At 33.9% G+C, this 15,732-nt stretch carries 20 protein-coding genes, 2 pseudogenes and 2 riboswitches; of the genes and pseudogenes, 17 read left to right on the top strand and 5 right to left on the bottom strand.

The features are described from left to right. Positions 1 to 19: 19 nt before the first annotated feature. Positions 20 to 1,361: pseudogene (locus tag JCM19034_RS13340) on the bottom strand (PLP-dependent aminotransferase family protein). A gap of 123 nt (positions 1,362 to 1,484) precedes the next feature. Between JCM19034_RS13340 and JCM19034_RS13335 the strand changes: the two are divergent. The 5 genes and pseudogenes from JCM19034_RS13335 (at position 1,485) to JCM19034_RS13315 (ending at position 5,186) form a co-directional block, all read left to right on the top strand. Beyond that, positions 1,485 to 2,345, top strand: a complete 861-nt coding sequence (locus JCM19034_RS13335; protein WP_370621985.1) for a DMT family transporter — start codon at positions 1,485 to 1,487, stop codon at positions 2,343 to 2,345. Between the two features lie 139 nt (positions 2,346 to 2,484). Further along, positions 2,485 to 3,105: a nitroreductase family protein gene (locus tag JCM19034_RS13330; protein WP_062050454.1), complete on the top strand. Its 621-nt coding sequence runs from the start codon at positions 2,485 to 2,487 to the stop codon at positions 3,103 to 3,105. Positions 3,106 to 3,460: 355 nt separating this feature from the next. Continuing rightward, complete coding sequence (locus tag JCM19034_RS13325) at positions 3,461 to 3,889, top strand: MarR family winged helix-turn-helix transcriptional regulator (protein ID WP_062050453.1); 429 nt, start codon at positions 3,461 to 3,463, stop codon at positions 3,887 to 3,889. 149 nt (positions 3,890 to 4,038) lie between these two features. Beyond that, positions 4,039 to 4,687, top strand: a pseudogene (locus JCM19034_RS13320) (FMN-dependent NADH-azoreductase). Positions 4,688 to 4,733: 46 nt separating this feature from the next. Then, positions 4,734 to 5,186 (top strand): DUF2269 family protein, encoded by a 453-nt coding sequence (locus JCM19034_RS13315; RefSeq protein WP_062050450.1) that lies wholly within the window; start codon positions 4,734 to 4,736, stop codon positions 5,184 to 5,186. 167 nt (positions 5,187 to 5,353) lie between these two features. Here JCM19034_RS13315 and JCM19034_RS13310 read toward each other — a convergent pair whose 3' ends face one another. Next, positions 5,354 to 6,190, bottom strand: coding sequence for a hypothetical protein (locus JCM19034_RS13310; RefSeq protein ID WP_062050448.1), 837 nt, complete (start codon positions 6,188 to 6,190; stop codon positions 5,354 to 5,356). 73 nt (positions 6,191 to 6,263) lie between these two features. Beyond that, positions 6,264 to 6,506 carry a hypothetical protein gene (locus tag JCM19034_RS13305; protein WP_062050446.1) on the bottom strand — a complete coding sequence of 81 codons (243 nt, stop codon included), beginning with the start codon at positions 6,504 to 6,506 and terminating at the stop codon, positions 6,264 to 6,266. 225 nt (positions 6,507 to 6,731) lie between these two features. Here JCM19034_RS13305 and JCM19034_RS13300 point away from each other — a divergent pair, with 225 nt between their 5' ends. The 11 genes from JCM19034_RS13300 (at position 6,732) to JCM19034_RS13255 (ending at position 13,347) form a co-directional block, all read left to right on the top strand. After that, positions 6,732 to 7,481 carry an aminoglycoside phosphotransferase family protein gene (locus JCM19034_RS13300; RefSeq protein ID WP_062050444.1) on the top strand — a complete coding sequence of 250 codons (750 nt, stop codon included), beginning with the start codon at positions 6,732 to 6,734 and terminating at the stop codon, positions 7,479 to 7,481. Between the two features lie 92 nt (positions 7,482 to 7,573). Next, positions 7,574 to 7,867, top strand: coding sequence for an antibiotic biosynthesis monooxygenase (locus JCM19034_RS13295; RefSeq protein WP_062050442.1), 294 nt, complete (start codon positions 7,574 to 7,576; stop codon positions 7,865 to 7,867). Positions 7,868 to 7,953: 86 nt separating this feature from the next. Beyond that, on the top strand, positions 7,954 to 8,187 hold the full coding sequence (locus JCM19034_RS13290; protein ID WP_062050441.1) for a hypothetical protein: 234 nt from the start codon (positions 7,954 to 7,956) through the stop codon (positions 8,185 to 8,187). Between the two features lie 116 nt (positions 8,188 to 8,303). Beyond that, the gene (locus JCM19034_RS13285) at positions 8,304 to 8,753 is read left to right on the top strand and encodes a GNAT family N-acetyltransferase (RefSeq protein ID WP_062050439.1); all 450 of its coding nucleotides are present in this window, start codon (positions 8,304 to 8,306) and stop codon (positions 8,751 to 8,753) included. Between the two features lie 104 nt (positions 8,754 to 8,857). After that, the gene (locus JCM19034_RS13280; protein ID WP_062050437.1) at positions 8,858 to 9,337 is read left to right on the top strand and encodes a GNAT family N-acetyltransferase; all 480 of its coding nucleotides are present in this window, start codon (positions 8,858 to 8,860) and stop codon (positions 9,335 to 9,337) included. Between the two features lie 141 nt (positions 9,338 to 9,478). After that, a complete protein-coding gene (locus tag JCM19034_RS13275; RefSeq protein ID WP_062050435.1) occupies positions 9,479 to 9,775 on the top strand; it encodes a hypothetical protein in 297 nt (98 codons plus the stop codon). Between the two features lie 4 nt (positions 9,776 to 9,779). Beyond that, the gene (locus JCM19034_RS13270; RefSeq protein ID WP_062050427.1) at positions 9,780 to 10,253 is read left to right on the top strand and encodes a MerR family transcriptional regulator; all 474 of its coding nucleotides are present in this window, start codon (positions 9,780 to 9,782) and stop codon (positions 10,251 to 10,253) included. Then, entirely contained in the window at positions 10,234 to 10,638 is a 405-nt protein-coding gene (locus JCM19034_RS13265; RefSeq protein WP_197276407.1) for a hypothetical protein, read from the top strand. The genes JCM19034_RS13270 and JCM19034_RS13265 overlap by 20 nt, the downstream gene beginning before the upstream one ends. 154 nt (positions 10,639 to 10,792) lie before the next feature. Further along, positions 10,793 to 11,203 (top strand): GNAT family N-acetyltransferase, encoded by a 411-nt coding sequence (locus JCM19034_RS13260; protein WP_062050510.1) that lies wholly within the window; start codon positions 10,793 to 10,795, stop codon positions 11,201 to 11,203. Positions 11,204 to 11,682: 479 nt separating this feature from the next. Next, positions 11,683 to 11,820: a hypothetical protein gene (locus JCM19034_RS21845; RefSeq protein ID WP_156323982.1), complete on the top strand. Its 138-nt coding sequence runs from the start codon at positions 11,683 to 11,685 to the stop codon at positions 11,818 to 11,820. A 377-nt stretch (positions 11,821 to 12,197) separates the two neighbouring features. Beyond that, positions 12,198 to 12,292, top strand: a riboswitch (cyclic di-GMP riboswitch). A gap of 280 nt (positions 12,293 to 12,572) precedes the next feature. Beyond that, a riboswitch (cyclic di-GMP riboswitch) is annotated at positions 12,573 to 12,668 on the top strand. Between the two features lie 154 nt (positions 12,669 to 12,822). Next, positions 12,823 to 13,347: a hypothetical protein gene (locus tag JCM19034_RS13255; protein ID WP_062050425.1), complete on the top strand. Its 525-nt coding sequence runs from the start codon at positions 12,823 to 12,825 to the stop codon at positions 13,345 to 13,347. Here the strand turns inward: JCM19034_RS13255 and JCM19034_RS21115 are convergent. Further along, on the bottom strand, positions 13,322 to 13,621 hold the full coding sequence (locus JCM19034_RS21115) for a cyclase family protein (protein WP_082394058.1): 300 nt from the start codon (positions 13,619 to 13,621) through the stop codon (positions 13,322 to 13,324). The genes JCM19034_RS13255 and JCM19034_RS21115 overlap by 26 nt on opposite strands. After that, entirely contained in the window at positions 13,567 to 14,502 is a 936-nt protein-coding gene (locus JCM19034_RS13250; RefSeq protein WP_062050423.1) for an AraC family transcriptional regulator, read from the bottom strand. Before JCM19034_RS13250 ends, JCM19034_RS21115 begins: the two co-directional genes overlap by 55 nt. A 110-nt stretch (positions 14,503 to 14,612) precedes the next feature. On the opposite strand from JCM19034_RS13250, the gene JCM19034_RS13245 reads away from it, so the two are divergent. Next, positions 14,613 to 15,725, top strand: coding sequence for a glycoside hydrolase family 88 protein (locus tag JCM19034_RS13245; protein WP_062050421.1), 1,113 nt, complete (start codon positions 14,613 to 14,615; stop codon positions 15,723 to 15,725). The last annotated feature ends 7 nt before the right edge of the window (positions 15,726 to 15,732 follow it).

Here is a 15,732-nt window from a genome sequence, read left to right as displayed (position 1 = left end):
TTCGCCTAAGAAATTTGTATTAAAAGTAATTATGCCTATGACTTTCTAACTCATCTGAAATCTTTTTTATACCATTCTCAATTTTATGATTTTCGACATTTGATACATTAATCTTCAAAATCTTTTCATTGTAAAAACCACTTAAATAGTTTCGGTGGCTACTATCTAGTATTATATTATGCTGCTTATTTAAATGATTAATTAATGAATCGATGTCCACTTCCTTTGGTAGTTTAATGTGTGTATGCATGGCCATTTCTGAAGGTGTTTTATAATTATGTAAGAACTTTTTTAAAGACTTTTGAAGAATCTCGCACGATCTGTATACGCCGTTTTTACTTGGGAGCGATATCGCATATACATTCCACTCTTCAAATAAAGCTCCAAAGCAGCTTGAGATATCATAGAGCTGTCAATATCATTAACTCTTTTATATTTTTTAAAAGTATCTTTAATTTGGCTAGGCAACACCGTAAGCCTATACGTAATCCGGGGAACATAATCTTAGAAAAACTCTTCAAATAAAGAACTCGTTCATTTACATCTAATGAAAACAATGGATCGTTTTTAGGATTATGTTCATAGTCCGATAAATAATCATCTTCCACTATATACACATCATATTGTTCTGCCAACTTTAGAATTTCTTCTCGTTCCTTTTTACTGTATGAAGTACCTAAAGGATTATGGAATCTTGGCATACAATAAAAAAATTTGATGTTCCCTTTTTGAAAAATGTTTTCTAGTTCTTCTAAATCAATACCTTCCATAGTTCTTTTAATTCCAACAGCATTAATGTGGTGTGTCTGTAAATATTCTAAGTATAAGTGGTAACTTGGTTGTTCCACAAGTATATCCATTCTATTATTTGGAAAAGGCATCATACTCAGTATTGACAAAGCCCGTTGAACACCAGAAGTCACAAATATATTCTCTATTTTTGTGAAGATTTGATAAGTTTCTAGAAGTTTTCTTGCCTCTACTACTAAAGAGGGTAGACCATTGGACGTACCATATTGAAACATATCCTCTTGATAGGTATCAATGGCTTTGTTAATGCAATGTTGAAAATCTTTGTATGGGAAGTAGTGCCAAGTTGGTGATGCAGTGGCAAAGTCAACTAACTCATCACTTTCTGGTGTATGTACTTTTTCATGCTCAATTACATAATAACCACTTTTAGGTATGGAATAAATAAGGTGTTGATTCTCTAGAGTCTTTAGAGCAGTTTGGACGGTGCTAGTACTACAAGAATAATAGTCTTTTAAATGTCTAATTGATGGCATTTTTGCACCAGCTGGGATTTTGCCGGATTGAATTTGACCAAGTAATTCATTATATATAGATTCATACCTTAACATGCAAATCCCTCCTGAGATGCAATCTGTATCGGTACAGATTGGTTTTATTTACCTCGTTTACCTCTCATATATCTTTTATTCTAACAATACCGGCCGTATAAAGCGAAATGGGGGGGAGGTAATTTGTTAAACATAAGAAGAGCATATATTGCAGCGACATTATTTGCCATTATTATTGGACTGTCGTTTCTTTTTGTCAAGGTAGCATTACAGTATGCATCACCACTAGATGCGTTAGCACATCGTTTTACAATTGCATTTCTTGCAATCGTGGTTGTCTTGTCTTTTAAGAAAAAGTCCATGAAATTATCCAGTAAGGATGTATCAAGCATATCGTTGCTTGCTACTTTCTATCCAGTACTTTTCTTTGGTTTTCAAGTCTTTGGTTTAGTATATACATCTTCCTCGGGAGCAGGAATAATTCAAGCTACAGTACCAATCTTTACATTAGTACTTTCAAGTGCCATTTTAAAAGAAAAGTCGTCAGCTATTCAGAAGGTAGCAATCAGTGTTTCTGTAATAGGTGTCATTTATATGATGTCAATGAACGGTATAGATGGCAATGGGATGATGTTTATAGGACTATTATTTATTTTACTGTCCACGATTTCACAGTCATTTTATCAAGTGGTTGCGAGAAGCAAAACAAAAGATTATTCATTAATAACAATCATCTACATTCTTACATTTATAGGATTTCTCATATTCAATGGTTTATCTCTTACTAGCCATATAATAAACGGAAGTATACGTGAATATTTAGCACCTTTTGGAGAATTAACATATGTTCTAGCCATCATTTATTTAGGGATTTTATCAACGCTGGTAACATCTTATCTTTCCACTTATTCCTTATCCATTTTACCAGCATTCCAAATCAGTGTATTTGGTAACTTGACAACAGTAATTACGATTTTAGCTGGCGTAATAATATTAGATGAACCTTCTATTATTTCCATGTTATTGGAACTGTTCTTATCATAATAGGGGTAGTTGGAGTGAATTATTTTGGAGAAAAAGTAGGAAAGAGAGAGATGCAATTAGAAACAACACAGCTTTTAGATGTAAAGAGCAATTCTCAACAATAATTGAATATTTAACATTTAGAGGGGGATTTTTACCTATGAAAATATTTAATAATAATACGTATTCTGTAACAGAAGCAATTAAATCTCGTCGCAGCATCAGAAGATTCCTGCAAAAGTCTATTTCTACAGAGGAAATTGAACAAATTCTTGAACTTGTTCGCTTAACTCCAAGTGCTTGGAATATTCAACCATGGCACATCCATGTGATAAAAGATCTGAAGTTAAAAGATCAACTTCAGAAGGCAGCCTATGGACAAAAGCAAGTAACTTCAGCACCAGTTGTCTTTCTAATAACTAGTGATATGGAAGATCGTATGGACCACTTATCTGAAACCATTCATCCGGGATTAAATGGAGAACGGAGAAAGGAAGAACTAAAATTTTTAAATGACCTTTTTGAAAATATGAGTGTAGAGGAAAGAGCGCAATGGGGATTAACACAGGCAAATATTGCACTGGGGTTTCTTTTAATCGCGATACAAGGACTTGGATACGCCAGTAACCCTATGCTTGGCTTTGATGAACACAAAGTAAAGAAAATTTTAAATCTAGGTGATCATGTTAGATTTGCAGCTATGGTTCCATGTGGCCATCCGGATACAAAGGGTTATGTGCATCATCGTTTTGTATTAGATAAGATTGCGACATTTCACTAATTACGACTTGCTAGTTGTCTGATCTTTAAAGGGGAGTTATGGACAATGGAAATAAATGAATTATTTCGTATGAGAATAGGGATATCAAAAGACGAAGATAGGCCCCGACCATCGGTATCAACATTATACACGTAAATAATGATGTATTATTATAGGCAGAGATAGGACAGGATGATTAAAATTCTGTCTTTTTTATTGTGAAAAAATTTAGGCTCATATTGTGAATGTGGTCGCACATAAAAGTTTTGGCTAAGAAATACAAAATCTTTACATATCATGTATTGACGTGTTTTAAAATAAAATATATAGTTGTATGTACAAACAAACAGTTAAAAATTTGAAACGAGGTATATAGATGCTGAATAGTTATTTAGAAGAATGCCTGTATTTTACGGCTAGCCGACTAACGAGAGTTGTTACGAGAATGGCTGAAGACGAGTTTTCTAAAACGGGTCTCTCACCAACCTATGCCTTTTTAATGATGGCTGTCTTTGATAAAGAAGGGATCACTCAGAAGGAATTAGGGGAAACCTTACATTTACAGCCTTCTACTGTTACACGACTTATAGAAAAGCTTGTGAACAAAGGACTAATTGAGAAAAAATTGGATGGAAGGTTAACAAGGATTTATTCTAAGGATAAGGGAAGAGAACTAGAAGAATTGATTTACGAATCATGGGATAGTCTACGGGATAAGTATAACGAGATAATAGGAGAAAAAGAAGGGGATGAATTGACTTTACACCTAAGTAAGATAAGTAAAAAATTAGAAAAAATCAAGTAAAATGCTTGATTTTAATACATGACTTGTTTGTACATACAACTTAATAAACCTAAGCTAAGCAATGAAGGAGGTGATGTGTTTTTCAGTATCGGTGAGCTATTTTAACGAAAATGTTGTATGTACAAACAACTTAAAAGGAGAATGAGAAGATGAGTAAAACACTAGTTATTAATGCACACCCTAAAGTAAAGAGTGAAGACTCCCTGAGTTTAAAAGTTTATCAGCATTTCCTAAGTTGCTACAGAAGCTCTCGTTTTTTGATGAGGTCGAACAAATTGATGTATATCAAGATGACGTACCAGCAATTAATCAGGCTTTCCTTCACGCATGGCAAAAATACGAGAAAGGATTGGAGTTAGGTATTGACGAACAAAACATATTAAATCGAATGGGGGAAATCTTATCGCAATTCAAATCGGCAAAAAGATATGTCATCGTGATGCCACTTTATAACTGGAATATTCCATCAAAGCTAAAAGATTATATGGATAATATTATTATTCCGCGAGAAACGTTTAAGTATCGGGGGATGGTAGTATTGAGGGGTTGCTTACTGGTAATCGGAGTGTTCTAGTCATTCAAGCAAGTGATGGGATCTACAGTAATCTTGATTGGAATACAGACTTGGAGTTCTCCCATAAATACTTATATGCAATGTTTCGCTTATTAGGAATTGACACATATCAAATCATACGAGCTCAAGGAAATGCATCTCTTAGCAAAGAAGAGATTTTAACAGAAGCATATAAGGAAGTAGAATTATTAGTAGAAGGATGGATAGCGGAAGAACTACTTTAAAGCAATAGTAATTAACATAACTTGTGAGTTTGGGAGGATTGGAAGAATGTCTTTGCTTTATAACATTTTATTAGCTGTTCACATTTTAACAGCAATAATCGCAATAGGACCTTTATTTACTACGAATATAGTGTATAAAAACGCAAGTAGCTTAAAGGAAATAAAATATGCACAGCTTTTTAGTAGAAAAATTAGCAAAATGATAGATGTTGGTTTTGGATTACAGTTCGTAACGGGCTTATTAATGGGTATAATGAATCCGACATTGTTCCAAATGCTCTGGTATAACCTGTCACTCGTGCTTTTTCTATTTACTGGCATGTATTATAGTACAGTAGTGAAGCCAAAAACTAAAGCTCTAGTAAATAAGGTTAATATTAACAATGATGTAATGATTTCAGAGGAATATAAAAGATTAGTGAAAAATGTTAATTCCTATGAACGAATCGGGAAAGTATTTGTTTTGGTTATCATTATGTTGATGATATTTAAGCCGTAAATTGTCCAAATGCACTCCAGTGAATACCAAGAAAATAAAAAAAGGAGTCACGAGTTCACTTTTATTCTAGAAAATTCACTGGTGATATCTAAATTATACAAACAAAAGTGAAGGAATCACAGCATATTATGCAACTGTGATTCCTTCACTTGAACATAATTCTCTCATTATTCTTTTAAAATCTGAAATTCGATAATTTCTAATGTATTTGGTAGGTATGTAATTCGATAGCTCTTTCCTATCTCCATTATTGGTGCTTTTGTAAAAGAGTATTCAATACCTTCGATAACGATCCTATTTTTTACTTGTTCTTGTTCACCATCTAATGTGTCTTTTAATGGAATATCGGTTACGATTCCTTCAATTGTAATTGCTTCTCCATTACTTAATAATTGGTAATCTGTAATAAGTTTTTTGTATTCAATATATAAATAGGAGCCTAATAAAGTGATAATCGTTGCATGTATCAAAATCGCTGGAAACCAGTGATTCATAAATCGCTTAAGCACCTTTTTTACTAAGAGTTGATGAATACCGATGACCAAAAGTGGACCAGCAAAGATTAGGAGCCAGAACATTAAACGAAAAGAAAGTTCCGTGTGTTCCTCCATAAAAGTAGCTTGGTAAAAAAAAGTGCCAAACAGTATCAATAAAAGGACCATGTATATTTTCCAAAATAAAGAAATGTTAATGTTAGTATCTTCAACGCTGTGAATGGTGTCATTCGTTTCATCTTGAAGTCTGATTTCTCCGTTTTTCAATAAATATTGATAATTATTTTCGTTGATTTCAAGTGTACCAATTTGCCTGAGGTCCCAGGCATTTGAATGTAACTTGTATATTTCTTCTGGCACATGCTTGTACCTTATAGCAATTTTATCCCCGATTATTTTCTTGATTTTAACTTCCTCAAAATCGTCATATTCACCATCCTCATTATAGAAAGAAACGTTAATGTTATTTTCTTTTGAGTTTGGAACATAATAAGCAGCTACAGAATCCATATAAATATGAATGATTTTTCTTGAGGAATATAGCTATCCTTTTTTTCTTTTAAATATGCTTCAATGAGAGCATCTATTTTTTTGACGGATCAAAAGGAATGTTATATAACGTGAGAAAGAAGACAACGTAGGTCCCGATAATTGGAAAAAGACGGGTAAATAGAAAATCAATATAGAGATCTACCGTGCTTAATGGGAACTCAGGAAACATCCATAAGCTGAACACAAACCAAATAGGGATCATAAAACCATGGATTTTCCACTTTGTCACTCTTTTAATCTTTGTTACTGTATTTTTTAATTCTGTTATTTCCATTAAATCACCACCGCTTATCTTGTATCTTCTAGTATAGTTGTTAAACGTTCAAATTGCACTAATAGTTGGTCATATATCCATCTTTTTGCTTATGTGTATAAATCTATTTAGGTGTAAAGTATATATATAATTTAAAGTGGAAGAGAAAAACTAATGTGTGGTTGCTCCCTTTTGTTTTATTAGACTATTGGAGCCAGATAATTAAAAACGTAGGGAGATAATCCAATGATTTTGGGTAACCCAATAGCGAGAGGAAATACTGCGAAAATTTATCTTTCTGATAACAAAATTGTAAAAGTTTTTAACGACTATTTGCCGGAGACGGAATCTGTGAACGAAGCAAATAAACAACAATATGCCTATTCATGTGGACTTCCCGTACCTAAGGTATTAGATGTAACCAAGATAAACGGAGTACAAGCAATCATAATGGAATATGTTAAGGGAGAAACATTAGGAGATCTAATGTTCAAAGATAAAGAACAAGCAGAATATTACTTGGATATTTCAGTGAATATCCAACTTGAAATTCATAGTGTTATTCCAGGTGTAATCGAACCAATGTTTGATAAATTATTCCGCCAAATTGAGAGTGTGAATGAGTTAGATAAAACGAAAAAGAATTATTTGTTAAAGAAATTGGATTCGTTTACATATGAGAATAGGCTATGCCATGGTGACTTTCATTTATTTAATTTGATAAAGACAGATAACCAAGTGGTAGTTATAGATTGGGTTGATTCGAGTGCAGGCGATATTCGTGCCGATGTATATCGAACCTATCTCCTATACTCGCAACTTTCATCTGAATTAGCAGATATGTACTTGCGTCTTTATTGTGAAAAGAGTGGACTTTTAAGGTCTGAAGTATTTCAATGGGCTCCAATCATTGCTGGAGCAAGATTATCTGAAAGTGTCTCATCGGAGAAATCAGAACGACTTATTGATATTATAAATCACTACTGTCAAATATAATGTGAGAGTTATCACTTTTCACTCTTGAAGTAACGGAGCATGATTGTTATAGAAGCTATAAATGATAAAAACATTTAAACAGGGGAGATAGAATGATTTTAGAAGCTGTTATGTTACAAGTTAAGCAAGAAATGGAAGAGGAATATGAGGTAGCATTTAGAGAAGCTTCAAAAATTATATCTTCAATGAGAGGCTACATATCTCACGAATTACAACGATGTATGGAAGTTAAGGGGAAATACTTATTGTTGGTGAAGTGGGAAACATTAGAGGACCATACAGTTGGATTTAGACAATCGAAAGAGTATCAAGAATGGAAAAAGCAACTACATCATTTCTATGACCCATTCCCAACGGTCGAACATTTTGAAAATGTTGATCTTTAAAAGCTATTAAAGTAACAGTGACAATACTTCGAAAAAGTATTTTCTATTTTCAGTAAAGAATAGGTGTTCAAAAAGGAGATTATTCAATGGGGAAAAGGAAATTATTAATTGCAGTATTTTTATTAAGTCTTCTGTCATTACTTATCTCGCTTAAATTATTTTGGAATTTAGGTATTTTTGTTGATGAGTATGGTTTAAGCCCTGATGTTGTTAATGGTGGAGGCTTTTGGCTAACAATGGATTGGTTAAGGTTATTATTACTGTTCTTGCTATGTGTCGTATCTGGTATTAGTATTTTTAAAGCTAAAGAATATAAGTGAACACTGTGAAGAATTACACGTAAACAAACGGGGGCGATAGCAAAAGAGCTGTCGCTTCTTTAACAATTATGGCAGTATGGCTTAATCAAAATTACGTAACTTTCAGGGGGCTATATATGGGGGAACTTGAGGTAAAGAAAATATATAATCTGTTAGATTTTGATTTGGATCGTTTAGTAATACAAAGTAAACAAGATGGTTTTCGTTTTGTAGAAAGATTAATAAATGATTATGAAAATGGTAGTAATACTTTTAATAATATTGGAGAAGGCTTATTTGGCGTGTTTAACGAAGAAGATGTCCTTGTTGCTATTGGTGGATTAAATAAAGACCCATATTCAAATGAAAATTCTATTGGTAGGTTGAGAAGATTTTATGTTAGTAAGGAGTATAGAAGAAACGGTGTAGGGAGTCTTTTGGCAAAAAAGATGATCGATGAAGCAAAAGGATATTATAAAATTTTGGTGCTTCATACAGATACTGAACAGGCAGATAAATTTTATACTTCTTTAGGATTTTTAAAGGGAGACCTCTATCCAAATTCAAGTCATTATATGGAGTTATAAGTTAACGGGAGCGTTAGCTGAATAAAGGTTATTGCCTTTTTCCCTTGTTGAAGTAAAGGTGTAGAAGAGTGTAACAAGTAATATTAAAAGTGAGGTATCTTAACTTGAAAATCTACGCTATTGAGGAGTTAGAGAAAAATAAAATAATAGAATTTTTTAAGTTGCATTGGGGTAGTCCAGAAATGGTTATTTCAAGTGGTGTCTATAATTGCAGTACATTAGATGGTTTTACTAGTATAAATAACGATGGTGAAATTATTGGCTTAATTACTTACATAATTAAAGATAACGAATGCGAAATAATTTCATTAGATAGTATTGAAGAAGGTATAGGAATAGGTACAAACCTAGTTCAAGCAGTAGAAAACCTCGCTATTAGGAGGAAATGTAAACTCGTTAAACTTATAACAACAAACGATAATTTATTAGCATTAAAGTTTTATCAAAAACGGGGTTTTATCTTGTCAAAAATTATAAATAATGCAGTTGAGAAAGCAAGAAAGATAAAACCAGAGATCCCCTTAATTGGTAATGAGGGAATCCCTATCAGAGATGAAATTGAATTGATAAAGGTATTGAACTAAAGGATGAGATTGCCTAATAGGAATAGTCGCTTCTTTCGCTATAGAAGTAGTTTTGCTAAATTAAGTAATTCTAAATATTAGGTGATTCTAATATTCATTATCAGAATATAAAAGTATATATTGAGGAGTGGGAGGAGCTGTATGGAGTTTTTAGATGCTAAGAAAATTTCTTCTAGTTGGAGTAATGAAATATTTAACTATAAGAAGCTCTCGGAACGGGCAACATTAATCCTTACTCTTGATGAGAAATTCATCATCAAGAGTAAGGACAATTTAGAACAGTTTAATAGGGATAATAATCTGTTTACATTTGAAGAGGATGATACCGAAACAACTGCGAATTATAGTTATATTGGGTACGAATTCTTATCAAAAATCTTATTTGAACAAAATACGAAAAACACATTGACCTTGGAGTCAACTCCAATGGTATTTTAAAGTTATGGAAAAACTATATTCTATACAAGAGGTTTCGAGAATACTAGGAATTTCGAAGGATACGCTTCGGTATTATGATCGGATAGGGATTGTCTCGCCCTCCCGGGAAGAGAATAGGTACCGTAGGTATTCTAAGGAAGACCTCATCGACTTGATGAATATTCAAATCATGCAGTATGCGGATTTTTCTCTTGACGAAATCAAGGATAAACTTATTTTTCACAAAATGGATAATAGTGACCCCGCATACTACAAAGAGGTTGCCGAGTTCCTCGATGCTAAGAACGCAGAAATTCGCAGAAAGGTTGCTCATCTGAAAAAGGCCAGTCGGTTACTAGACGTCGCAGCAGCAACGCTAAGGGATTTTAATAATGAAAGGGATCAAACTCTGACAAAGATTGTCCGAGAAATTTACAAGGATATCCAAAAAGGGGATGTGGAAATTCCTAAGGAAGGTTGTGGAGAACATCAAAATTAAGAATTATTATTATTTGACTGCAGGTATCCTTGCGATACTGTTTGCAGTCACACACGCATGGAACGGGCAATCTGTTGTGCTGCCGAAGCTCCACATCGAGGGGGTAGCCGTAGATACCCTGACAATATTCACTTATGTATGGCACATCATCACGGCGGAAAATCTAGTATTCGGCTTTGTTTTCATTTTCATGTCATTCTATACTGAAGGATCAAAAACACGGTTTACCGCATGGATGATTGTGACGATCCTGTTGGTCAGACTAATGGTTATTCTAGGTATAACGGTGTTGTTTGACAGAGCGGGGCTTTCGGATACCCTTATAGATTTGATTGCCATTATTGTCTATGTCGCACTCATCATACTAGGCACAAGAGAAGAATAAGAAGTGAGATGTTGAGTAACCCTTAGTAACAAAGATTAAGTTTCTTCATACCTGTAATAACAAAAAGTGAAAAAGATTAAGATTGTGAAAAGATGTATTTAAAGTAAAAGGAGCGTGAGCTGAATAAAGGTTATTGAAAGAAGTGACGTATTTAATGAAGGTAATTAAAACGACATCTATTCAATCTAATGTAAGACATCTTTTATCCTTTGCAACATCAGAAAAGAATATTGAACGCGAGTATGAACTATATATCTATTCACCAGTTCGAGAGTTATATGGTTATGACATTGGAGGTAAGGTTGTTGGTTGTATTGGATTAGAATTTTCAAGTTCAAAACATTGTGAAATAAAACATATAGCAGTATCTCCAAGCCATAGAGAAGAAGGTATTGGAAGGAAAATGATTAGTTTTATTTGTGAGAAATATTCAATATCTTTATTAACTGCTGAAACCGATAATGATGCTGTAAATTTTTATAAAAATATTGGTTTCAAAATTACGAGTTTGGGTGAAAAGTATCCAGGTGTAGAACGTTTTCTATGTAGTTTAGAATGTAAATAGAATTATTCCTTCTTCAACTATAGGGTGCGATAGCGTAACAGAACTGTACAACTCAGTGCATTACTAACTAAGTGATACACTCTATTTAATTAGCAAAGGAAATAGTGATACTGTTGTTGACCATTATAAAAATTAGAATTCTCATTGAGAATAATTGAACCCACCACGCCTCTTAGCAATGCGGACCAAGGTGGGTCATTTTTATTTTTAAGGAGAAAATAAACAAAATAGGACCTGGAAATAAATTTTGAAGAAGTAGAAACTTGCACTTATAAAACAAAGAATATGCAGAAAGTTTTCTGAGAAGAGTCATTACTATCGTATAGTTGCCTATGGGTTAATATATAGTTGAGATTGTTGAAGGAGAGATCGATACGTTATTGGAACAACTAAAAACAATAGAATTATAAATAGATCTATTTAAAGATACGTACTCATTAGCGAATGGTATGACCCTGCAAACCGGATACGATTCCGTCATGTTTGATTTTAATCATGACACGTTAATTGTTGGAAGAGATGTGTATACTATTGTTTCTGGAGATTTCGAAACGATTATCGAAGGCTTAGATGTGTATTGGCAGGATGATGAGAAATTCATGTCCATAGAAGAATAGGTAAGAATATTGGTCATACTTTTATTCGATAATCTCACCACTATGAGGAATGGAATACTGTTGTTTTTCCTCTACTTTTTTCTATGCTTATGATGAATTCATTCTTTTTAGATGGGGGATTCCAGATAATGAAAATGAGGTTATTTATTTCTATATTCAAGATATAGTGGTAGTTTACTGTTATAATAGAGTGAGTTTCTGGAGAAGAAATCAATTAATAGAATACCAATAGCTATCCAAATTACTTTTCTTTTTAATCATAATAGTTTAAACTATTGTAAAAATTGTTAAAAAAATTAAAAAAGTTACATTCGGACCATTGTTGCTGAAATCTAGACTTGCTATATTAAATTTATCTAAAATATATATCGATTATCGTACGATAATAGCAAACCCACTGAAAAGTGGTGACGCAAAGCTACAGGGGCTAAGGTGGATTATAAAGAAATCACTATGCCAGCCAGTTGCCGAATACGACGGATAACCCGTCTATTTAACCATGGACGGGATTTTTGTGTCTTTTGGTTGACGCCTTTAAAGGAGGTGAGAAATCTACACACAGTCATTCATTGTACTATCGTAAAAACAGCAATTTATAAAATTTGATTAGAAGAAACTCTAAAATAGGGTGTACTTTTCCTATCTACTTTTAAAATTTTTAAGGATTTTATTCCTACTGTCGCTTAATTTGACTTTCTTATAAAACATAAACAAGCGACATGATTGTAATGTATATGACAATTTCATAAATCGTACGATAATAGCAAACCCACTGAAAAGTGGCGACGCAAAGCTATAGGGGCTAATGTGGTTTTACATAAAGACCGCAATGCCAGCCAGTTGCCGAATACGACGGAAACCGCCGTCCTATTTTGCGATGTTTATTTTAATGGATGGGGGTTTTTTATTTTTCGCTAGGGGATACTGAGCTAAAAAACGGCGATGAATAGGAGACCGATTTCATTATTAATTACTTATTCTTAATAGAAAGAAGGGAAATTAATGTGCCAAAGAACATTGCTAGAAGGAAATGATCGTTTTCCTAATATTATCTGTAAGTCTGCACTGAAAGAAAGATTGATTGAACGAAAAGAAATTATGTGTTTACTGCAAGAGGAAACCAGTAATTTGGATAATTTACTGTCTATCCCATATTTATTAGTGATTGTGGATCCTGATGGAATCATGATCAATTATTTCGGTGCGGATTTGTTCAAAGCTTATTTTGAAAGAAGTAATATAAGAAACGGTACATCATTCGCAATGAAACACGCAGGAATCAATGCCATCTCCTTAGCCATGGAGCGTCAATCAGCTTCTGTCGTAATTGGCGATCGGCATAGCAACAAGATGTTTGCCGAGCTGTCAAGTGTTTGTACGCCCATTCGAATAAAAAATAAAAATATAGGATACCTTAGCCTCTATTTTCATTATTTACACGAGGTTACAATTGCATTACCCCTTATCGAACATCTGGCCAAGAATATTGAAGAAAATTACCTCAATAGGCCCGCAGCAAACGGGTAACCCCATCTAAATCGATCTGGCTAAGTGATACCTCATCCAATTTTGCAAATGAAGAGAAATCTACGATTCGAGCTTTACCGATATGAACATCTAGTTCTAGATCGGAAATTTTCTCTCCATCATTAAGAAAATGTAACGGTGCATCGACATGAGTACCAGAGTGAAGACTCATCGTCATTTGTCCAATATTAACGGAACCTGTTTGTTCCTTGGAATACGTTAATTTATATGAAAAAGGGGTGTCGCCAGGCCAATGAGCGAGAGTCTCATCCAAAGGCTGTTAATGTGTTTTTTTATCTTGTAAGAAAGCCTATACTGATGCGGTGTTGTTCCAATTACTTTTTTAAAGAGCTGAATAAAGTAAGATACGTTCGACAGACCAATATCTTCAGTAATGACTTCAACTGGAGTATTGGTAGTCTGAAGTAAATGACATGCTTGTTTCATTCTTCGAACAATAAGATACTCAGTTAAACTACTGCCAGTTTCACGTTTAAATATTCTCGAAACATATGATTTTGATAAATGAAGTTCATCTGACAAGCGTTCTAAATCAAAAGGTTCCATGTAATGTTCTTCAATCCATTGCATAATGGTTTCAGAATAATGTAAAGGACGTAAATTATATAATGAAGAGTCTTTTTCTACATAGTCATTATTTCTTCGAATACAAGAAAGCATTTGCATGAGAAAAAGCTGACTATCTTCCTGCCAATAATTATTTACCATGGAAGTTTTCAAAGCATGATAGATTTCTAAGATATACTGATAGTCATTTTCTAAATCAAAGGCTTGCTGGGTTAAAACCCCTTTTTGCAAACGATGAAAGAGAGTGTTTAAGGTCGGAAATAAGTGAAGATTTTTGCTATGGCTAACCGGATCGAAATGAAGAATACTACGTTCATAAGGTATTTGTTGTGAGACTTCCACATGTACCTTATGTAACTGGAACGGCTGAAAAAAGAACAGCATTCCTTTTTTGATATCGTATGTTTGTTGATTAACAATCACCCTTCCCTGCCCGCGGTATACGAAAAGTAATTCGCAACCTTGGTGCCAGTGATAATAACCTTTAAAGTTATCGCTAGAGATTCTACGATAAACAAGATGAAATGGCTTGAAATCGAAGGGAATGTGTTCAAATAACGTATTCATAAGGTTCCTCCTTTTTAGAGCAATAGAACGATATTTTTTGTTATTATACAACAATTATTCAACGTGAAAACGGTTTATTATGAAATTAAAACGAAATGGAGGAATGAACTATGTCTACACTGAAAGAAGATGTTGTCCTAAATAAATTAGAAAAGAAAGTTGAAAGAATGATTGAACAGTTAGGCGACAAATCCCCACATGCTACAGGGAGTGACGGGATATATGACGATATGCCTTATGAGTGGTGGACTTCAGGTTTTTGGCCTGGTATTTTGTGGGTTCTCTACGATGTAAAAGGCAATAAAAGATTTAAAGATGCTGCGATGGATTGGGATGAAAAGTTAGAAAAATGTTTTCATCAACATCCAATAAAAGTAGACCACGACGTAGGCTTTCAGTTTTTGCTAACGGCTGTTATAAAACACGAAATCTTAAATAATGAAGAAAGCCTCAGAATTGGTTTAGAGGCAGCAAATTATTTAGCTGGTCGTTTGAACCCTGCAGGTGGATATATCCGTGCATGGAATCATGACAAAACAGGTTGGGCAATTATTGATTGCATGATGAACATATCATTATTATTTTGGGCAAGTCGAGTTACTGGAGATCCACGCTATAAGCATATCGCACAAATTCATGCAGATACTACATTAACCTATGGAATAAGAGATGATGGTTCAACTAGTCATATCTTATCCTTTAATCCTGATACAGGCGAGTTTATTGAGTCTATTGGTGGTCAAGGGAATGCAGGAGATTCAGCTTGGAGTAGAGGAAATGCTTGGGCACTATACGGATTCGCAAATACGTACCGACATACTGGGGATATGCGATATTTAGATGCAGCCAAACGTGTCGCTCATCACTTTATTGCAGCACTTCCAAATGACTTTGTTCCTTATTGGGATTTTCGATTAGATAAATTTGAAAATGAGCCAAGAGATAGTTCTGCTGCTGCTATTGCTGCTTCAGGGTTATTGGAGATCGCTGATGCTGTACCAACAAATGAGAAAGAGATGTATAAAGTGGCAGCACTTAATATACTAAACTCTTTGACTCACAATTATGGAACTTGGGAGCAGCCCGATCATCAGGGGATTCTTCTTCATGGGACTAGTCATAAGCCTATAGATAGTAATGTTGATGTATCACTCATCTATGGTGATTACTATTATGTTGAAGCTATTGCGAAGCTGAATGGTTGGAAAAAGAGAATTTTCTAAACGTAGA

The organism is Bacillus sp. JCM 19034 (assembly GCF_001310635.1).
Lineage (GTDB): Bacteria > Bacillota > Bacilli > Bacillales > Bacillaceae_D > Halalkalibacter.
Note: the sequence above shows the minus strand (reverse complement) of the source record. Positions and strands in the feature narration are given on the sequence as shown.